At 36.6% G+C, this 16,514-nt stretch carries 21 protein-coding genes; 2 read left to right on the forward strand and 19 right to left on the reverse strand.

From position 1 onward, the window contains the following. The 17 genes from FZ949_RS05125 to mqnP all read right to left on the reverse strand — a co-directional run. The coding region (locus tag FZ949_RS05125; protein ID WP_148790208.1) for a YraN family protein at positions 1-325 on the reverse strand (325 nt) is incomplete at its 3' end. A gap of 1 nt (position 326) precedes the next feature. Further along, positions 327-1,589: a homoserine dehydrogenase gene (locus tag FZ949_RS05130; protein WP_084109198.1), complete on the reverse strand. Its 1,263-nt coding sequence runs from the start codon at positions 1,587-1,589 to the stop codon at positions 327-329. After that, on the reverse strand, positions 1,586-2,794 hold the full coding sequence (locus FZ949_RS05135) for an LL-diaminopimelate aminotransferase (protein ID WP_103579750.1): 1,209 nt from the start codon (positions 2,792-2,794) through the stop codon (positions 1,586-1,588). Before FZ949_RS05135 ends, FZ949_RS05130 begins: the two co-directional genes overlap by 4 nt. Positions 2,795-2,803: 9 nt before the next feature. After that, positions 2,804-3,586 carry a hypothetical protein gene (locus tag FZ949_RS05140; protein WP_103579751.1) on the reverse strand — a complete coding sequence of 261 codons (783 nt, stop codon included), beginning with the start codon at positions 3,584-3,586 and terminating at the stop codon, positions 2,804-2,806. Then, a complete protein-coding gene (locus FZ949_RS05145) occupies positions 3,580-4,521 on the reverse strand; it encodes a phosphatidylglycerophosphate synthase (protein ID WP_103579752.1) in 942 nt (313 codons plus the stop codon). Before FZ949_RS05145 ends, FZ949_RS05140 begins: the two co-directional genes overlap by 7 nt. Beyond that, positions 4,514-5,194 (reverse strand): 23S rRNA (guanosine(2251)-2'-O)-methyltransferase RlmB, encoded by a 681-nt coding sequence (gene rlmB, locus FZ949_RS05150; RefSeq protein ID WP_103579753.1) that lies wholly within the window; start codon positions 5,192-5,194, stop codon positions 4,514-4,516. The genes FZ949_RS05145 and rlmB overlap by 8 nt, the downstream gene beginning before the upstream one ends. A gap of 111 nt (positions 5,195-5,305) precedes the next feature. Beyond that, entirely contained in the window at positions 5,306-6,121 is an 816-nt protein-coding gene (gene rsmI / locus FZ949_RS05155; protein WP_103579754.1) for a 16S rRNA (cytidine(1402)-2'-O)-methyltransferase, read from the reverse strand. 3 nt (positions 6,122-6,124) lie between these two features. Then, complete coding sequence (gene rpmE / locus FZ949_RS05160) at positions 6,125-6,325, reverse strand: 50S ribosomal protein L31 (RefSeq protein ID WP_002942443.1); 201 nt, start codon at positions 6,323-6,325, stop codon at positions 6,125-6,127. Between the two features lie 83 nt (positions 6,326-6,408). Continuing rightward, positions 6,409-7,065: a 16S rRNA (uracil(1498)-N(3))-methyltransferase gene (locus FZ949_RS05165; protein ID WP_103579755.1), complete on the reverse strand. Its 657-nt coding sequence runs from the start codon at positions 7,063-7,065 to the stop codon at positions 6,409-6,411. After that, on the reverse strand, positions 7,066-7,467 hold the full coding sequence (locus tag FZ949_RS05170) for a hypothetical protein (RefSeq protein WP_103579756.1): 402 nt from the start codon (positions 7,465-7,467) through the stop codon (positions 7,066-7,068). Next, a complete protein-coding gene (locus FZ949_RS05175) occupies positions 7,464-7,667 on the reverse strand; it encodes a hypothetical protein (protein WP_087578266.1) in 204 nt (67 codons plus the stop codon). The genes FZ949_RS05170 and FZ949_RS05175 overlap by 4 nt, the downstream gene beginning before the upstream one ends. After that, on the reverse strand, positions 7,667-8,248 hold the full coding sequence (locus FZ949_RS05180) for a 6-pyruvoyl trahydropterin synthase family protein (RefSeq protein ID WP_103579757.1): 582 nt from the start codon (positions 8,246-8,248) through the stop codon (positions 7,667-7,669). The genes FZ949_RS05175 and FZ949_RS05180 overlap by 1 nt, the downstream gene beginning before the upstream one ends. Further along, positions 8,248-9,003 (reverse strand): 7-carboxy-7-deazaguanine synthase QueE, encoded by a 756-nt coding sequence (locus FZ949_RS05185; protein WP_148790203.1) that lies wholly within the window; start codon positions 9,001-9,003, stop codon positions 8,248-8,250. The genes FZ949_RS05180 and FZ949_RS05185 overlap by 1 nt, the downstream gene beginning before the upstream one ends. Then, positions 9,003-9,971, reverse strand: coding sequence for a GTP 3',8-cyclase MoaA (gene moaA, locus FZ949_RS05190; RefSeq protein ID WP_103579759.1), 969 nt, complete (start codon positions 9,969-9,971; stop codon positions 9,003-9,005). Before moaA ends, FZ949_RS05185 begins: the two co-directional genes overlap by 1 nt. Positions 9,972-10,110: 139 nt before the next feature. Next, a complete protein-coding gene (locus FZ949_RS05195) occupies positions 10,111-10,617 on the reverse strand; it encodes a DUF6115 domain-containing protein (protein ID WP_021091068.1) in 507 nt (168 codons plus the stop codon). A gap of 9 nt (positions 10,618-10,626) precedes the next feature. Further along, positions 10,627-11,148: a hypothetical protein gene (locus FZ949_RS05200; protein ID WP_103579760.1), complete on the reverse strand. Its 522-nt coding sequence runs from the start codon at positions 11,146-11,148 to the stop codon at positions 10,627-10,629. Beyond that, the gene (gene mqnP, locus FZ949_RS05205) at positions 11,145-12,005 is read right to left on the reverse strand and encodes a menaquinone biosynthesis prenyltransferase MqnP (RefSeq protein WP_103579761.1); all 861 of its coding nucleotides are present in this window, start codon (positions 12,003-12,005) and stop codon (positions 11,145-11,147) included. Before mqnP ends, FZ949_RS05200 begins: the two co-directional genes overlap by 4 nt. Positions 12,006-12,110: 105 nt before the next feature. Between mqnP and FZ949_RS05210 the strand changes: the two genes are divergently transcribed. Both FZ949_RS05210 and miaA read left to right on the forward strand, forming a co-directional pair. Further along, on the forward strand, positions 12,111-13,325 hold the full coding sequence (locus FZ949_RS05210; protein ID WP_103579762.1) for an FAD-dependent oxidoreductase: 1,215 nt from the start codon (positions 12,111-12,113) through the stop codon (positions 13,323-13,325). Between the two features lie 2 nt (positions 13,326-13,327). Continuing rightward, positions 13,328-14,203 (forward strand): tRNA (adenosine(37)-N6)-dimethylallyltransferase MiaA, encoded by an 876-nt coding sequence (miaA, locus tag FZ949_RS05215; RefSeq protein WP_103579763.1) that lies wholly within the window; start codon positions 13,328-13,330, stop codon positions 14,201-14,203. A gap of 30 nt (positions 14,204-14,233) precedes the next feature. On the opposite strand, the gene FZ949_RS05220 is transcribed toward miaA, so the two are convergent. Next, positions 14,234-15,226 (reverse strand): iron-sulfur cluster assembly scaffold protein NifU, encoded by a 993-nt coding sequence (locus FZ949_RS05220; protein WP_054196048.1) that lies wholly within the window; start codon positions 15,224-15,226, stop codon positions 14,234-14,236. 17 nt (positions 15,227-15,243) lie between these two features. Then, complete coding sequence (locus tag FZ949_RS05225) at positions 15,244-16,434, reverse strand: NifS family cysteine desulfurase (protein ID WP_103579764.1); 1,191 nt, start codon at positions 16,432-16,434, stop codon at positions 15,244-15,246. Between the last annotated feature and the right edge of the window lie 80 nt (positions 16,435-16,514).

The following is a 16,514-nucleotide window of genomic DNA, read 5'->3' on the forward strand; positions in this document are numbered from 1 at the left end:
CTATTAGTTCTAAATCTTCATTTTTTATGACGAGTAAATCGACTTGAAAATCTCTATTTGGCTCATTTTTCATCATATAAAAATTTATAGTTTTTAAGATTTTTATATATTTTGCATTATTTAGTCTATACTCTGCTTCATATTCTCCACTAGTTGCTTTTACCTCTATGAAGTGTAAAATTTTATCACTACTTAGTGCGATAATGTCGATCTCGCCAAATTTAGAGTGAAAATTTCTCTCTAAAATGACAAAACCAAGCTTTTGTAAAAATTCGCACGCCCTATCTTCTGAGCTTTTGCCAAAGAGATACTCTTTTAACCCCAAGCTACTCCTCGATCCTCATCATAAATGGCTCTTCTTTTATATACTCTTGCTCTTTTAAAATTTCAATTGTCCTTCTTACATCAGCCTCAAGACTCGTATGTGTCGTAAAAAACAATACAGCAAATTCGCTCTCATCTTTTGGTTTTTGAAGTATGCTATCAATCGATAAGTTATTTTCGCTCATTAAATTTGTAATCTTTGCTAGCACACCCATTTTATCTTCGACTTTTAACCTAAAGTAGTACTTCGTCTTTATCCTATCGCGGTCAAGTAACTCAAGCGTATTTAATTCAAACGGTGCTTTATATCCAAGCATCGGCGATTTGCTATCTCTTGCGATGTCGATAAGATCGCTGATCACCGCGCTTGCCGTTGCGTCGCCGCCAGCTCCAGGTCCATAGTACATAGTCTCACCAACGACCTCGCCAACGACACTGATCGCATTTGTTACGCCACTTGCCTTTGCTATCATTTTATTTTGCGGTACAAGTGCTGGATGTACGCGTAGCTCGATTTTACCCTCGCTTTTTTTGGCAATTGCTAGAAGTTTTATTGAGTATTCGAAATCTTTTGCGAAAAATATGTCTTCTGGCGTGATGCCTTGAATCCCTTCGATCAAGATATCCTCTGGATCGCCATGCACACCGTATGCGATGCTTGCCAGTATAAGAAGCTTATGAGCCGTATCAAAGCCTCCCACATCAAAAGTAGGATCAGCCTCAGCGTATCCGAGCTCTTGAGCCTTTTTAAGAGCGTCTTTAAAATTTGAACCCTCATCCATCATCGAGGTTAGGATAAAGTTACTAGTTCCGTTAAGTATGCCATTTATACTAACGATGTGATTTGCGCTTAAGCCTTCCCTTAAAGCTCTAATGATCGGCACGCCCCCAGCCACGCTTGCTTCAAAGCCAAATGGTATATTTTTGGCTAAATTTTGCAAAGCATATCTGTGATAGGCAAGAAGTGCTTTGTTTGCAGTGACGACTGCTTTTTTGCGTTTTAAAATTTCGCTCACCACTCTAAAAGGCTCTTCAACACCGCCCATAAGCTCGACAAAAACGTCGATATCATCGCGGTTTATGACGCTATTTATGTCGTCAGTCAAAGGGATACCAGCATCTCTTTTTTTATTTAAATTTCTGACCACTCCAACGACTGGTACGATCTCCTCGCCACTTCTTGCTGCGATTAGCTTTTTATTTTTTAGTAAAATTTTAGCAACTGACTCGCCAACTGTTCCAACGCCCAATATCGCTACATTCATTCAAATTCTTTCAAATATTTTTTTATATTTCTTGCTGCTTGTCTTATTCTATTTTCGTTTTCGATAAGAGCTAGACGCACATAGTCATTTCCGCCCTCGCCAAAACCGACACCAGGGCTAACTGCGACTGATGCCTTTGTAAGAAGTTGCTTTGAAAACTCAAGACTGCCCAGATGACTAACTTTTGGTGGAAGTTTTGCCCAGATAAACATACTAGAGCTTGGTTTTTTAAGCTCCCAGCCAGCCTGGGTAAAGGCCTCTATCATCACATCTCTTCTTTTTTCATAAATTTGGCGTATCTCTTCAACGCAGCTTTGATCGCCATCAAGTGCAACAGTAGCAGCCACCTGTATCGGCGTAAACATACCGTAATCAACCCATGATTTTATCTTTTTAAGTGCTGCGCAAAGTCTTTTATTTCCGCACATAAAGCCAACTCTCCAGCCAGCCATATTATAGCTTTTTGAAAGTGTATAGCACTCGACCGCAACGTCTTTTGCACCATCGACCTCAAAGATACTTGGCGTTTTGTAGCCATCAAATGTAAGATCAGCGTAGGCGATATCAGAGATGACATAAAATCTCTCTTGTTTTGCGATGCTTACAAGGCGCTCGTAAAAGCTCTTTTGCACTGTCACGGTCGTTGGGTTATGTGGGAAATTTACGACTACGTATTTTGGTTTTGGCGAGCTTGCGTGTATCGTTTGGATCAAATTTTCAAAAAATTTATTCTCATCTAACTCAAATTTATCATTATAGTGAAGTGGCATCTTTGCGACGCTTCCACCGGCAAATAAAAACGCTTGCGTATGTATCGGATATGCAGGGTCAGGCACGATAGCCACGTCTCCTGGGTTTATCACAGCTTGAGCTAAGTGAACAAAGCCCTCTTTGCTACCCATCGTGGCGACGGCTTCAGTGTCTGGGTCTAAATTTACGCCGTATTTTCGCTTATACCAGTTGCAAATGGCAAGGCGGAGCTTGTAAATTCCAGCACTGGCTGAGTAGCCGTGAGTTTTATCCTTTTGCGCGCTTTCACATAGTTTATCAACAATGTGCTGTGGCGTTCTGCCCTCAGGATTACCCATAGAAAAGTCGATGATGTCCTCTCCAGCTCTTCGTGCTGCCATTTTTATTGCATTTACTTCGGCAAAAACGTAGTTTGGCAAACGCTCAATTGTATTAAATCTTATCTCATCAAACACTGCTTGCTCCTATTTTATAAGCTTGATAATTATCTCATTTTTTATATTATTTATATCAACATTATCGCTAATTAATGCGTATTTTGCGCCTATTGCTAAATTTATAGAAACGGCGGTTTTTGCTTGCTCCTCTTTTATAGAGTCAATCTGATTTAAATTTTTATCATAAATTCTAACAAGCGGCATCCATCTATTTGACTCTTTTGATGCGATATCCAGACTACTTGCACCCTCAACATCAACAAAATAAGTACCACCGCTTTTTAAAAGTGGTGTCTCTTCGTCAAAATTTACCTTTGCAGCCTTAAGGATCATATTCTGAGCATCTAAAAATATCTCTAAATTCCCATCAACTCTATCAAATCCTAAAATTTTAAAACCGCTTTGACTAAGTGCTAAGCTTAATAAATTTGGATCTATTCCACCATTTTTTATGGCTGAAATTCCATAAGAAATTTGATCTCCATTTTTTAGAGAATTTATCCTTGAGATACTTATGTTGGCATCATCCAGAGTCGAATTTATTGATTTTACAAATAATGTAGAAGGAACTTTTTGCTCACTTGTGAATTTTAAATTCAAACTATTTGAACCAAATGAAATGCTATCGTAACTTGAGTTTTGTTTTAATCTTGATACTAGCTCATTGACATTGAGTGAGCCATTTTGGTCTAAATTTTCTAAAGAAATTTGCACATTTTCAACATTGCTTAAAGCACTTGCACTAGTTTGTAAGCTAAAAGCATAGGCAAATACACTAAAAGCGGTAAAAATCGCTATTTTTCTTACCAAGATTTGCCCTTATTAAGTTCTACAAACTCATCATAGCTCACAAATTTCATCTCTCCATTTTCCACTAAAAATCTAGCTGGACGACTTGGATTATATTTTGTTACCTTATCGCCGATCTTTAGCTCAATGTTGCCATTTCCACAAACTACGAGCTGCCTTTGGTCTAAATTTATATTTATGCTTTTGCTTGTATCGTTTGATACTTTTTGACCATTTTCAAGATTAATGATACCTATCCAGACGCGTTGTTTTGGTGTAATGACCGCCTCATTTAGCGGCTTTGTAATGTTTTGCTCTATCTTAGGGGCTGGCTGAGCCGCCATACTTGGCTTCACAGCGTTTTGCTCCATGTTTACAGGACTTGTTGTCACATTTTGCTCAACTGGAGCTGAAATTTTTACGCTTGATATGTTTGCTTCTATTTTAGGGCTATTTTGAGAGATGGTGATATTTGTATCAATGATATTTTTCTTCACCTCATTTACTATACTTGACTGCGAATAGCTCACGCTTTTATTCTCGTCATTTAAAAACGATAAAAAATTCTCGATATATTTGTAAGCATCAAAATGATATGCCCCACCAGCGATAATAGCTAAAATGATGAGCCAAAATAAAAATCCAGCACCGCTACTACCGCTTTGTTTTTGTATGGTAATATCTTTTGGAGTGTAAGAAGAAATTTTTGGAGTAACTTTAGTTTTGTGACTCTCGTCTGGAGTGTTTTCTTGCATAAAGGCATCATATTCAGCTAGCAACTCGCTCAAATCAACATTATATTCACGTTGTAAAATTTTGGCATAGCCTCTAATATTTAAACGTGATAATTTTTCAAAATTTTTATCAAAAATATATTGTAAAAATGTAGGCTCAATGTGCGTTTTACGTGAAATTTCCTTTATGCCTATCTCTTTTAAATTCTCTAATTCATTCATCTATCATCCTATCACAAATTATTGCAAAAGCTGCACTTACATTTAAGGAGTCCCAGCCATCTTTTAACTTTATACCAATACACTCATCACACTTCGCTAGAGCCTTTTGCGGTATGCCTTCGCCCTCTGAGCCCATCACCAAAGCTCTCTTGCCGGCAAACTTCATCTCTTTTACGTTTTTGCCATTACTTGCTGTTGCATAAATTTTAAAACCAAATTGCTTTAGTTCATTTAGCAAACTAAGTCCGTCTTCAAAAATCGCTATTGGTATCTCATAAGCAGCACCACTACTTGATCTTAAAACGCCTTGCATATTTATACTTTTTGCCACTATCACAAGGCCTTCGCAGCCTAGAGCATAGGCACTTCTAGTGATAGCACCGATATTGCCAACATCACTTATGCCGTAAAGAATGGCGATAAAATTTAGCTTTTTAAGCTCAGCAATGTCTGAAAATTCAAACTCACTAACATTTGCTAAAAAACCTTGATGATTCCCACCACGAGCTAAAGACTGTGCTTTTTGATTATCCACGCGAATAATTTTTTTGCCTGTGCCACAAATTTTAGAGAAGAGTTTTTTGTCACACTCTTTTGAGAGATATATCTCTTCTAATATCTGTGGTCGCTTGTTCAAAATATGTAAAAATAGTTGTTTTCCGTATATTATCATGGTAACTTATGGTAGCTAAAGTCAATTAAAATTTAACTTATTTTTGTATGTAACTAGAGTAAATTTTACACTTTCGTTTTAGTTTCACTTAGTATTTTTGTAGCCTATAATTTAAGCTTTTGTAAGCTCATCATATATCTTTTTTACATCTTCTCCAGTTATTTTGTTAAGCAATTTTGCTTTTACTTTTGGGGCAAGATCAAGCGAAAGTATCTCATCTTTTGTGATATTTTGAGTGGCTGTTTTGTCACTTTTTGAGATGACCACTGCCCACTCACCGTTTAAATTAGCCTTTTCTAAAGTTTTTACTAAATTTTTAGCTTTTTCCTTAAATTTGGTTTCAAATTTTTTCGTAGCCTCTTTTATGGCAAAAATTTCTCTCTCAGGTTCTAGATTTGCGATACTTTGTACTAAGCCTAGTATGCGTTTTGGACTTTCATAGATCACAACTGGATAGGCCAAATTTAGAGCATTTTGGATAGCCAAAGACCTATCTCTACCAGTATTCGGCAAAAATCCTAAAAAGACAAATTCCTTATCACAAAGTCCACTTGCAACCACACTTAAAAGTGCGGCATTTGCTCCGCTTAAAATTTCATATTCAATGTTATTTTTTTGAGCATATCTTACTAGGCTAACACCTGGATCGCTGATACCTGGCATGCCAGCATCGCTCATGTAGGCTACATTTTTACTAAAAAAATCATCACTTAAATTTGTGAAAAAGTCATCTTCATTATGAGTGTGAAGTGAAATAAATTTTGAGATATTTATACTTGCGTCAAAGCGTTCGTTTAGTAGATTTACAAGGCTTTTGCAAACTCTTGTATCTTCGCAGATAGCTATCTCGCATTCACGCAAAATTTTGATCGCACGAAGCGAGATATCTTCTAAATTTCCTATTGGAGTAGGAATAAAGTAGAGCAAGGCTTATTTTTGAGCGTATTTTTTCTTAAATTTCTCAACACGGCCAGCACTGTCAACTATCTTTTCGCTGCCTGTGAAAAATGGGTGGCACTTGTCGCAAATATCAATTCTGATCTCGCTTTTGTTTGACTTTGTTTTAAAAGTGTTTCCGCAAGCACAAGTTACAGTGCAATCTACGTATTCTGGATGGATATCTTTTTTCATCATTTTTCCTTTATTATTTTTGGGCTAATTATCTACATTAAAAGTTGCTGATTATATAAAAAGAAATCTAAAAATCAAATAAATTAAGTCAGGAATTTTGCGGCCACTGAGATAACCGCAGTCTGCGATCTTAAGGTGTTTTTAGTATTTAAGCAGTAGCTATTTTTAAATTTAGCCATCTCATCCTCGCTAAATCCACCCTCTGGACCGATTATTAAAAGCCCATCATCTTTTTTCTCATTTAAGCTTTTACCACCAAAATTTATAGCTGAGACATTTTTATAAACACTCATTAGCTCGTCCAAATTTTTATAAATTTCAAACTCCATTAATGAAGTTCGTCCGCACTGCTCGCAAGAGAGAGCATTTATGTAGTTTAGCCTTTCAATATCTATCTTAAAATTTGCTTGAGAAAATTTAGTATAGACAAAAGCTATTTTACCAACGCCAAGTTCGTTTAAAAATGGCAATGCCTTTTCGATCGTCTTTGGATCGACGATAGCCCAAGCGATTGTAAAGTCGAATTTTTGCTCACCATTTGAGCTGGCAAAGACAAGACTTAAACTCGCACTTCGCCTATCAATCTCATCAATTTCATAAATATACTCTTTAAAGTCTCGTAAATTTCTAACACTTATTCGCTCACCAGCTTGCATTCTTCTAGCTTTTAGGTGCAAAAAAGCTTCATTTACTATCTTTAAGCTTTCATTACCTGCATTTTTATCATATAAAAATTTCATCTAAATCCCTGCAACTACAACTAAAACAAGATCACAAAATCCCTTAATAAGGGCAAATTTTTTAAATTTTTCTAAGTCGCCATTAGCTGCATAAATTTTTAGCCTTTTAAAACCTATGGCACTAAGTGCGATTAAAATTATTAAGATAATTAACATTTTTATGGCATTAAATTTAAACTCATATCCATAATACGCCCATAAAATAAGTCCGGTTAGCACAAGAAAACTAAGTAGCATATGATAAATCGGTAAAAAATATCTTATACGAAGCACATAGTTTTTGCTATTGCTGCTAAACTGAGTAAGTATTAAATAAAGTATATTACAGGCAACTAGTGCATAAAAAAATATCACATGAAAAGGCAAAGTGTATGCAAAAAGCAAGGAGAGATGTTCGTTCATTTCTTCTCTTTAGAAGGCTCGTTCTCTTCGACGACTGGCTCAGGCGGGAGTTGTTCATCGATTGTGACATTTGCGTCTGGTTGAGCTATAGTCACATCACTAGGCACTGGCTCGCTAATATCATTTTTAGCCTCATCTTTATCTCCACAACCCGCAAATAGACCAGCTATAAATAAAAAAGAAGTTATAATTTTTTTCATCAAACGTCCTTTGGAATTTCTATTTTTAACCTATTTTTCATCTTCTCGAATAAATTTTTATCTTCCCACTCTTCTATGATAGCATCTGAAAATTTTATCTCATCTAGCCTTATCTCGCCCATTTGCGCATTTATGGCGTCCTCTTTAAAGCACTGTGCATAGCCTGTATCAGTCTCATGCACGATAATGCTATGAAGCTTCACTTCACGCTCACCGTTGTTCATCACGCTAAGCTCAAGTAGTCTTTCTATGAGTACAAAAAATATGCGGCAAAACTGCTCTGCACTTGGATTTAGCGGGATCTCGATCCATCTTGCTGAGTGCTTTTTTAGATCATTTTTATATTCATCATTATCGCCTGAAAATATTGTCGTAGCATGATCAAAACTATCGATGATCGTTTTTATATTTTGCTTCATTAAGCCAAAATCATAAACCATGCCGGCGTTATCAAGAAAATTTGAGCTAAGTAAAATTTCTGCCACATAGCTGTGTCCGTGGATACTAGTCCTACAACGCTTTGAGCTGCAAAATCTCACAATATGTGCATTTTCAAATCTAAAAAGCTTTCTAATAATCATCAAACACCTTCTTTATCGCTCCAAAGCCTGATGTGGATACGCTCTGAGTAGTTAAATCCATACTTTATGGCAAATTCTGCCGCTTTTAAAGCATTTTCGTTTAGCTCAGCTTTATTCGCCCCTATTGCCATACACCAAACTGGCAAGTCCACTCTATTTTTTATATTTATAATTTCGTCTAACTCGCTTTTGTCAAAGTGCGAGAGGACAAATTTTAAAAAGCTACTTCTTGCATTATTTTTAATAGCCAAAATAGCGTCTAAATTTATACGTTTTTGCTCATTAACTCCGCTATTTGCTAGCTTTACACCAAGTGCAAAATGGCATTTTTTATAAATTTCATATTTAGCAAAATCAATTAAGATAGTGCCATTTGTCTCAAAATGCACTTCATAATCTTCAAGCAATTTCTTTACCAAATTTATAAAATTTTCATTTTCATGCCAGATGAGCGGCTCGCCACCGGTTAAAACGATGATCGGTCTTTGCATTAAGCCTTTGCATAAGCTATTAACTAAGCCTAAAATTTCATCTACACTGTAAATTTTATAATTAAAATGCCCTTTAAAGACAGCCCTTATACTGTCACATCCTAGTAAGCTTTCGCCAGTTTTTAAAGACTTTGTTTGCACGCCAAAGCCAGAGCAGTTTAGATTGCAACCTAAAAAGCGTAAAAATATAGCGAGTCTGCCTTGGTAAGCTCCCTCGCCTTGGATACTTAAAAACGCTTCAACTAGCTCTAGCTCTTTGCTCATCAACCACCAGTTTGATAAAAGGCACGCGAAGAGGTTTCATTGCTAGCGCCTATCGCCCATTTATTCTCTTTTGGTTTGTTTGCTAGCACTTGCCTTAAAATTTCACTTGCGGCTACAATATCACCTTTTTCAACTGCTTTTTTGATACTAAGAGCCTCTTCAAAGTATAGGCAAGGTATCAAAAGCCCCTCTGCACTTAGTCTGATGCGGTTACAACTTTCGCAAAAGTCGTGCTTGTGTGGATCTATGATGCCAAATTTATAACCATCATCAAGTCTATAAATAGATGCAGGTGCATTTGGTAGTTTTCCATCTTTTGTGACATTATATTTTTGTGAGATGATTTTTAAAATTTCGTTGCTGCTTAGCCCTTTTAGATCATCTTTTGCGTGTGAATTTTCCATATACTCAATAAATCTGATCTGAGAATCTCTAAATTTAGCAAACTCGAGCAAATTTATAAGCTCATCGTCATTTACACCTTTTAGTGCGACAGTGTTGATTTTTACCTTTAATCCAGCATCATGAGCTGCTTCAAAGCCAGATAAAACTTCGTGCAAGACACTTTTTTGTGCGATAAATTTAGCCTTTTGCTCATTTAGTGTATCAAGCGACATATTTATGCGCTTTAGTCCAGCGTCTTTTAGCCTTTTGGCAAAGTGTGAAAGCATATAGCCATTTGTAGTAAGCGCTAAATCGATGTCTGGATTATAATCACTTATCATCTTTATAAAAACGTCTAAATCCTTACGTACAAGCGGTTCGCCACCAGTGATTCTTATCTTTTTTATACCTTCATCAATAGCCACTTTTACAAATAAAAACAGCTCTTCAAAGGTTAATAAATTCTCCTTTGGCGTCCAGCTAAATGGCGTTGTAGGCATACAATACCTACACCTAAAGTTGCAACGCTGAGTTACAGAAATCCTTAAATAATCAACAACCCGACCATATTTATCAACTAGCATAAAGCACCTTCTTAAGCTTGGTTAGAGCTTTTTTATAATTTTTTCAATTATATGTTAAAAGATTTAAATCAAAATAAAAATTTAAGCCAATTTTTGTAGTTTAAGAGTAGATTAGTCTTTTTAAAATTAGCCTATAAATTTAGGCTAATTTATGAAATTTAAGCACAAACTCGACTCGCCCCATTCCAACATGAAGGTCCTTTGCGATCATCGCTGCACTTTTTCCGTCTTTAAACATTTTTAAAATTTGCTCTTCCTCATTGATGACGCTTGGTGCGATTTTATTAATATCTCTTGTTCGCTCTTCAAGACTAACAATTCTATCTTTTTGCTCTGTTGCAAAATCATCAATTACTCGCTCAATGCTCTTAATCGCACGAATTATTGGCACAATCTTCTCATTTATTTGCAAATCAATATTTTCTTTTATCTGTTTTTTAAGTGGCTCATATTGTTCACTATTTTTAAACGCCTCGCCCTCAAGCATTGAAATTTGCTTTTTTAGATTGAAATTTTCTTGCATAACGCTTTCTATCGCTCGCTCAAATCTCGCAAATTTTTTATTTGTCTCACTATCTTTTATCAACATTAAAGCTACTATTATCGCCAAAACGATACCAAAGCCTAAAAAAATATAAATTTCCATATTTTTCCTTTACGAATTCGCTCTCATTTCTCTTATCATTACACGCTCTCTAGCTGTTACGTAAGCGTTCCAATCGGCTTCATCCTCTTCGTGCATATTTTCTATCTTTGCTAAATTTTCACTAACAGCCCTTAAATAAAGGCTCAAATTTCTCTTTGGAAAGATAGGCATAGCAATCCTTGCGTAGTAAATTTCATCTTTTATAAATTTTTCTTCGCTTATTTTTATATGTGTAAAACCGATTTCTTCGATACTCGCCCTCTCTTTTAGTGGCAAATATTGCTTATGTTCGTTTTTAATATAATCACTCAGCGCATCAACTTTTCTATGAAGCTCGATTAGTAAAGTTAATAAAACTTGATCGCTCTCTTTGGTTTCGCCACGCGATTTAGCTCGTTTTAGCCAAGCCCCAAGCGCATCCTCTTCGCCCGGCAAGATAGAGTCAAACTCTCTTTTAAATCTCTCGCTCCCATCTTTATCAGACTCAAATTCCATATCAAGAGGCGCTTTAAACAGCTTAATCTCACTCATAATACGCTAATCCAAACAAAGATAAAAAATAAAATTCCCAAATAGCCATTTAATGTAAAAAATACTCTATCTATCTTGCTAAAGTCGCGTCTTACGATCCTATGCTCAAAAAATAAAATAACGCCACTTACTAAAATTCCAAAAAATGCCATCGCTCCAAGCCCAGCCGCCCAAGCAAAAAGTAGCCAAAATATAAAAGCCAAAGCGTGAAAAATGGCCGATAAAAAAAGTGTAGCCTTGTCGCCGTAAATAGCTGGTATGCTAAAGAGCTTGTTTTCTTTATCAAATTTCATATCCTGAAGTGAATAAAGCAAGTCAAATCCAGCTACCCAAAATGTTACACCAAGGCAAAGTAGCACACTCCAAAGCGGTATAGCAGCGCTCACTGCGACCACGCCAGCAATGGGAGCAAGACCTAGGCTAAGGCCAAGCACCAAGTGTGCTAGCTCGCTAAAGCGTTTAAATAGCGAATATCCACCAAGAACAGCTAAAATAGGAAAACTTAGCCAAAATGCGAGCGAATTTATAAAATAAGCACATACGATAAAAATAAACGCATTTGCCACGATAAAAAGCTGCATATTGCTCCTACCGATACGACCATCAACGCTTGGGCGGCTTGCAGTTCGCGGATTTAGCTTATCGATATCTTCATCTTTGTATCTATTAAAAGCCATAGCAAAATTTCTAGCACTAACAGCGCAAAAAGTACCTAAGATAAGCAGTTTAAAGCCAAACCAAGCCGAGCCACTTTCTATCTTACTAGCAACTATCATCGCAACAAAAATAAAAGGCAAAGCAAAAACAGAATGCTTAAAAACGATAAGTTCAGCGATAATTTTTAATTTTTCTATCATTTGATAAATTTCCATTTTCTTTAAAAATGGTTGATTTTACACCATTTTGCTTTAAATTTGAATTTATATTATCATTACAAGATTAATTTAAAACAAAGGGTTATTATGGGCAAAGTAGCGATTATTGGAGATGGTTTTAGTGCGTTATTTACGGCTTACGAATTAGCTAAAAAAGGTGAAGAAATTTTAATTATTAGCAGCCAAAAAGATGATTTTACAAATGGAATTTTAGCGCCTTTTGGCACACACGCTCTTGCAAAAGATGGAGCGATATCTAGCTCGTTTATGGGGTTAGTTAGCAAAAAAAGCGAGCTTGATATAAGTATTTGCTTAAATGAAAATTTTAGAGCTTGGATGACAAATTTCACACTTAAATCAACCAAAGCTCACAACAAAAAGATGCAAATTTTGTTTTCAAAATTTGGTAAGAAAAGCTTTGAAATTTTAAGAGAGCTAAACGAAAAATATCCACAGATAAATTTCGATGAGAGCGGTATTTATCTACTTTTTAGCAATGACGAAAGCTTTAAAAAAAGGCTTGATGAGATAAAGGTTGCCCATAGCGAGCAAGAAATTTTAAGCGTAGATAAAGAGCTTGCAAATTTTGGACTAATAAATAAAAACATAAAAGGTGCTATAAATTTAGCCAAAAACGCAAGTATTGATACAAATGAGCTCAAAAAAGCTTTGATAAATGAGCTAAATTCTCTCGGGGTAAAATTTATAAATGATGAAATTTATGAGCTAAAAACGCAAGGGCAAATAGTGCAAAAAGCCATCGGCAATAACGGCGAATATGAGGCCGATAACTTTGTGATCGCTTCAAAAAATTTAGAGCTTTCAAATAAACTAGGCACGAGCTTAAATGCGATTTTGGCTAAATTTTATACTATTGATCTTAGCCTAAATGAAGGGCAAATCCCTAAAAAACCAATCATTTTAAATGATCTATTTGCCAAAATTTATCCAACTAAAAATGGCGTTACGATTATTACAAATTTACAAGTCGGCGCTATCGATACGCTTGTTAAAACTGAAAAGATTAATGCATTTTTAAATGAGCTAAAGATACATCTTGGCATAAGCGAGCTAAAAGAGCCTAGCTTTAGAGCAAACTACGTGCTTCTTAGCTCAAACGATAAGCCGGCTCTTGGACGCGATAGCGTATATAGCAACTTGGTCTATAACCAAGCTTATGGACTAAATGAGCTTAGCTTTGCTCCGTATTTTGCCGGTGTTTTGGCTAGTCTTATAAAAGATGGCAAAAATAACGAGGAAGATGATGAAATTTTACTCTTTAGCTCGTTTTACGAGGGCTAGACTTGTTTAAAGAATTTGCAATAATTGGCACCACGGCAAGTGGCAAAAGCGATCTTGCATTTGAGCTTGCAAAGAAGCTTAATGGCATCATCTTGAGTCTTGATTCGCTTGCACTTTATAAAGAGATAGATATCGCCAGTGCAAAGCCAAATAAAGAGCAGCTTGAAGCCATAAAGCACTTTGGTGTAGATGAAATTTATCCTGATGAAGAATTTAGCGTTGGGGCATTTTTTGAAATTTATAAAAATGCAAAGGAATTTGCGCACTTACAAGACTGCCCGCTCATCATTACAGGAGGTAGTGGCTTTTATCTAAAATCAATGCTTAGCGGACTTGCACCAGATGTGCCAAAATGTGAGCTAAATTTAAGCAATGAAGAAATTTACGAGTTAGCTGTAAAAATCGATCCTGAGTTTGCAAGCAAATTTAGCCAAAACGACTCTTATCGGCTCGAAAAATGGTATCAAATTTATAAATTTAGTAGCCAAATTCCAAGCATTTGGCTAAGAGAAAATACTAAAGAGAGCATCATAAAAGAGCTGGCGATATTTGAAATTTTATGGGATAAAGATGAGCTTAGAGAACGTATCAAAAAGAGAACAAAAGGCATGCTTGAAGCTGGGCTTATAGATGAGGCAAATTTTTTGTTTAATAAATACAAAAGTGAGCCAAAACCCCTAAAATCAATAGGTTTAAAAGAGTGCAAGCAATTTTTAGATAAAGAAATTTCTCAAAACGAGCTTGAAGAGCTCATAGCTACGCATACGGCTCAGTTAGCAAAACGTCAGCGAACCTTTAATCGCTCGCAGTTTGAAAAAAAATTTGTGGGTGATTTGGATCAAATTAGAAGTGAAATTTTAAAATTCTTAAGAGAATAAAAACTAGCCCACAAGGGCTAGTCAATAAAATCAAATAGGCATAACCCTAATTTTTGGGCTTAAGCTCTCTTGCAAAACATTTTCAATCGCGTAAAGAGTGCCAGTTGAGCCACTCGCACAGCCTGAGCAAGCACCAAGATAGCGGATATAAATATCAGTATTTTCTCCGTTATCATTTCTGATATCTAAAATTTCTAAATTTCCGCCATCCATCTCAAGCATTGGGCGAATTTCTTTATCTATGACAGACTCTACCGCTTTTAACTGCCCTACCATCGTCATATTTTCAAAGCTAATGTCGCCTAAAGTATGATTTGCTTGGGCATTTGCCTGAGCTTCGATCTTCTCACGCTCCATCTCAGCCCTAGTATCACGCAAAATATCCACCAAATAATATTCTCTTTTTTCATGGCCACCAGGCTTTACGCAAGACTTGCAAAATGCACCAGCTTTGGTGTATTGCGTGATTTCCTCAACCGTGTGAAGATCATTTAGTCTTATCACTTCTTTAATCGTACCAAGGCTTACCCTAGCGCACTCGCAAACGATGATCTCATCTTCAAAATGCTCTGGATCTATGCCTTTATAGCTTGCCGCAGCTGCTTTTATAACATCATACGCCATAACCGAGCAGTGCATCTTTTGAGGCGGGACTGCTGGCGTTTCTGGATTGTCACGCATAGCCTTTTCGACATCAAGGTTTGTGATCTTGACTGCTTCATCAACTGTTTTGCCGATACAAAGCTCAGCCATCGTATCAGAGCTAGCTATCGCTGTGCCACAGCCAAAGCTTTTAAATTTAGCATCTATTATTTTGTCTGTCTTTTCATCAACAAGCCAGTATAGCCTAACCGCATCACCGCAGCTTTCTGCACCAAAGTCAGCCACAATAAGCTTTGCGTTTGCCTTTTTAGCATCTTCTTCGGTTATCTCTCCCATAAATTTAGGATTATTCATCCTATCTTGCACTACCTTAGAATACTCATCCCAGATAGAGCCTCCGATCAAATTATTCTTTGCCATGTTATTTCCTTTAAATTTTATAATCCACTCTTATGCCATTCTGGGGCGTAGGCAAATGTACTAGAGATACCTCTTAGTCTATTTACTGCTTTTGTTATGTGCTCGATCGCATAATCAATCTCTTCTTCTGTATTAAATCTAGAAAGAGATAGTCTAAGTGCGGTGTGAGCCAGCTCCTTATCTGCTCCTATGGCCTCCATTATTGGGTTGCTCTCTAATGTTTCACTTGCACATGCTGAGCCAGTTGAAGCTGCGATGCCAGCTTTGTTTAGATCCCAAAGCATAGCTTCACCTTCAACGCCTTTTATAGAAGCCAAAATGGTATTTGGCACACGTTGTTCTTTTTTTCCTACAATGCTAACGTCAGGAATTTTTAAAATTGCATCTTCAAGCTTATCACGCAAACGGCGAACATGAGAGTGCTCATAATCCATAAATTTATTTGCCAGTTCAAGTGCTTTACCCATGCCGATGATGCCAGGAACATCGAGCGTGCCACTTCTGCGTCCACCCATGTGCTCGCCGCCGTGAAGCAAGCTACTTAGTGGCATACTATTTTTTATAAATAGTGCTCCAACACCCTTTGGTCCATGAAATTTATGCGCAGAAAAGCTTAAAAAATCAACGTCAAGGTCTTGAACATTTATCTTTATCTTACCAACTGCTTGAACCGCATCCGTGTGGAATAAAGCTCCATATTCATGAGCGATACTAGCAAGCTCTTTTATAGGAAAGATCATGCCAGTTTCGTTATTCGCGCTCATTATAGAAACAAGCGCTACATTCTCATCCATTACGGCCCTTAGCTGTTCTGGCGTGACTATACCATCGTTATTTACATCTAAAACAGTAAGCTCTACGCCATATTTTTCTAAAAATTTACAAGTTGCCAAAATAGCTGGATGCTCAACTGCGGTTGTTACGATACGCTTTTTCTCGCCAGTTGCTATTTTGTCAAAGTAGATGCCTTTTACTACCCAGTTGTTGCTCTCAGTTGCACATGAGGTAACGACGATATCATCGCTATCTTTTGCGTTTAGTCCGGCGTAGAGCTGATCTAGCGCCGTTCTTAAAGCTGGATGTGTTTCAGAGCCAAATTTATGAAGCGAGTTTGGATTGCCGTATTTTTCACAAAAATATGGTTTCATAAGCTCAAAAGCTTCAGGATCAACCATTGTTGTAGCGTTATTGTCTAAATATACTCTCAAATTTAAAACCTTAATTAGGATAAAAAATATCCTTTTTATTTTTGATGGGATATTATAACAAAAAAGTTAAAAGCAAGTTT

This window comes from Campylobacter concisus, assembly GCF_902460545.1.
Lineage (GTDB): Bacteria > Campylobacterota > Campylobacteria > Campylobacterales > Campylobacteraceae > Campylobacter_A > Campylobacter_A concisus_AE.

Excerpts from the sequence above, each read along its gene's own strand:
- mqnP (WP_103579761.1), bottom strand. The coding sequence starts at position 12,005 with ATGATAGAAAAATTAAAAATTATCGCTGAACTTATCGTTTTTAAGCAT.
- FZ949_RS05185 (WP_148790203.1), bottom strand. The coding sequence starts at position 9,003 with ATGAGCAAAGAGCTAGAGCTAGTTGAAGCGTTTTTAAGTATCCAAGGC.
- FZ949_RS05170 (WP_103579756.1), bottom strand. The coding sequence starts at position 7,467 with ATGAACGAACATCTCTCCTTGCTTTTTGCATACACTTTGCCTTTTCAT.
- FZ949_RS05220 (WP_054196048.1), bottom strand. The coding sequence starts at position 15,226 with ATGGCAAAGAATAATTTGATCGGAGGCTCTATCTGGGATGAGTATTCT.
- rlmB (WP_103579753.1), bottom strand. The coding sequence starts at position 5,194 with ATGATAATATACGGAAAACAACTATTTTTACATATTTTGAACAAGCGA.
- FZ949_RS05130 (WP_084109198.1), bottom strand. The coding sequence starts at position 1,589 with ATGAATGTAGCGATATTGGGCGTTGGAACAGTTGGCGAGTCAGTTGCT.
- FZ949_RS05145 (WP_103579752.1), bottom strand. The coding sequence starts at position 4,521 with ATGAATGAATTAGAGAATTTAAAAGAGATAGGCATAAAGGAAATTTCA.
- rpmE (WP_002942443.1), bottom strand. The coding sequence starts at position 6,325 with ATGAAAAAAGATATCCATCCAGAATACGTAGATTGCACTGTAACTTGT.
- moaA (WP_103579759.1), bottom strand. The coding sequence starts at position 9,971 with ATGCTAGTTGATAAATATGGTCGGGTTGTTGATTATTTAAGGATTTCT.
- FZ949_RS05175 (WP_087578266.1), bottom strand. The coding sequence starts at position 7,667 with ATGAAAAAAATTATAACTTCTTTTTTATTTATAGCTGGTCTATTTGCG.
- FZ949_RS05200 (WP_103579760.1), bottom strand. The coding sequence starts at position 11,148 with ATGAGTGAGATTAAGCTGTTTAAAGCGCCTCTTGATATGGAATTTGAG.
- FZ949_RS05165 (WP_103579755.1), bottom strand. The coding sequence starts at position 7,065 with ATGAAATTTTTATATGATAAAAATGCAGGTAATGAAAGCTTAAAGATA.
- FZ949_RS05210 (WP_103579762.1), top strand. The coding sequence starts at position 12,111 with ATGGGCAAAGTAGCGATTATTGGAGATGGTTTTAGTGCGTTATTTACG.
- FZ949_RS05180 (WP_103579757.1), bottom strand. The coding sequence starts at position 8,248 with ATGATTATTAGAAAGCTTTTTAGATTTGAAAATGCACATATTGTGAGA.
- FZ949_RS05195 (WP_021091068.1), bottom strand. The coding sequence starts at position 10,617 with ATGGAAATTTATATTTTTTTAGGCTTTGGTATCGTTTTGGCGATAATA.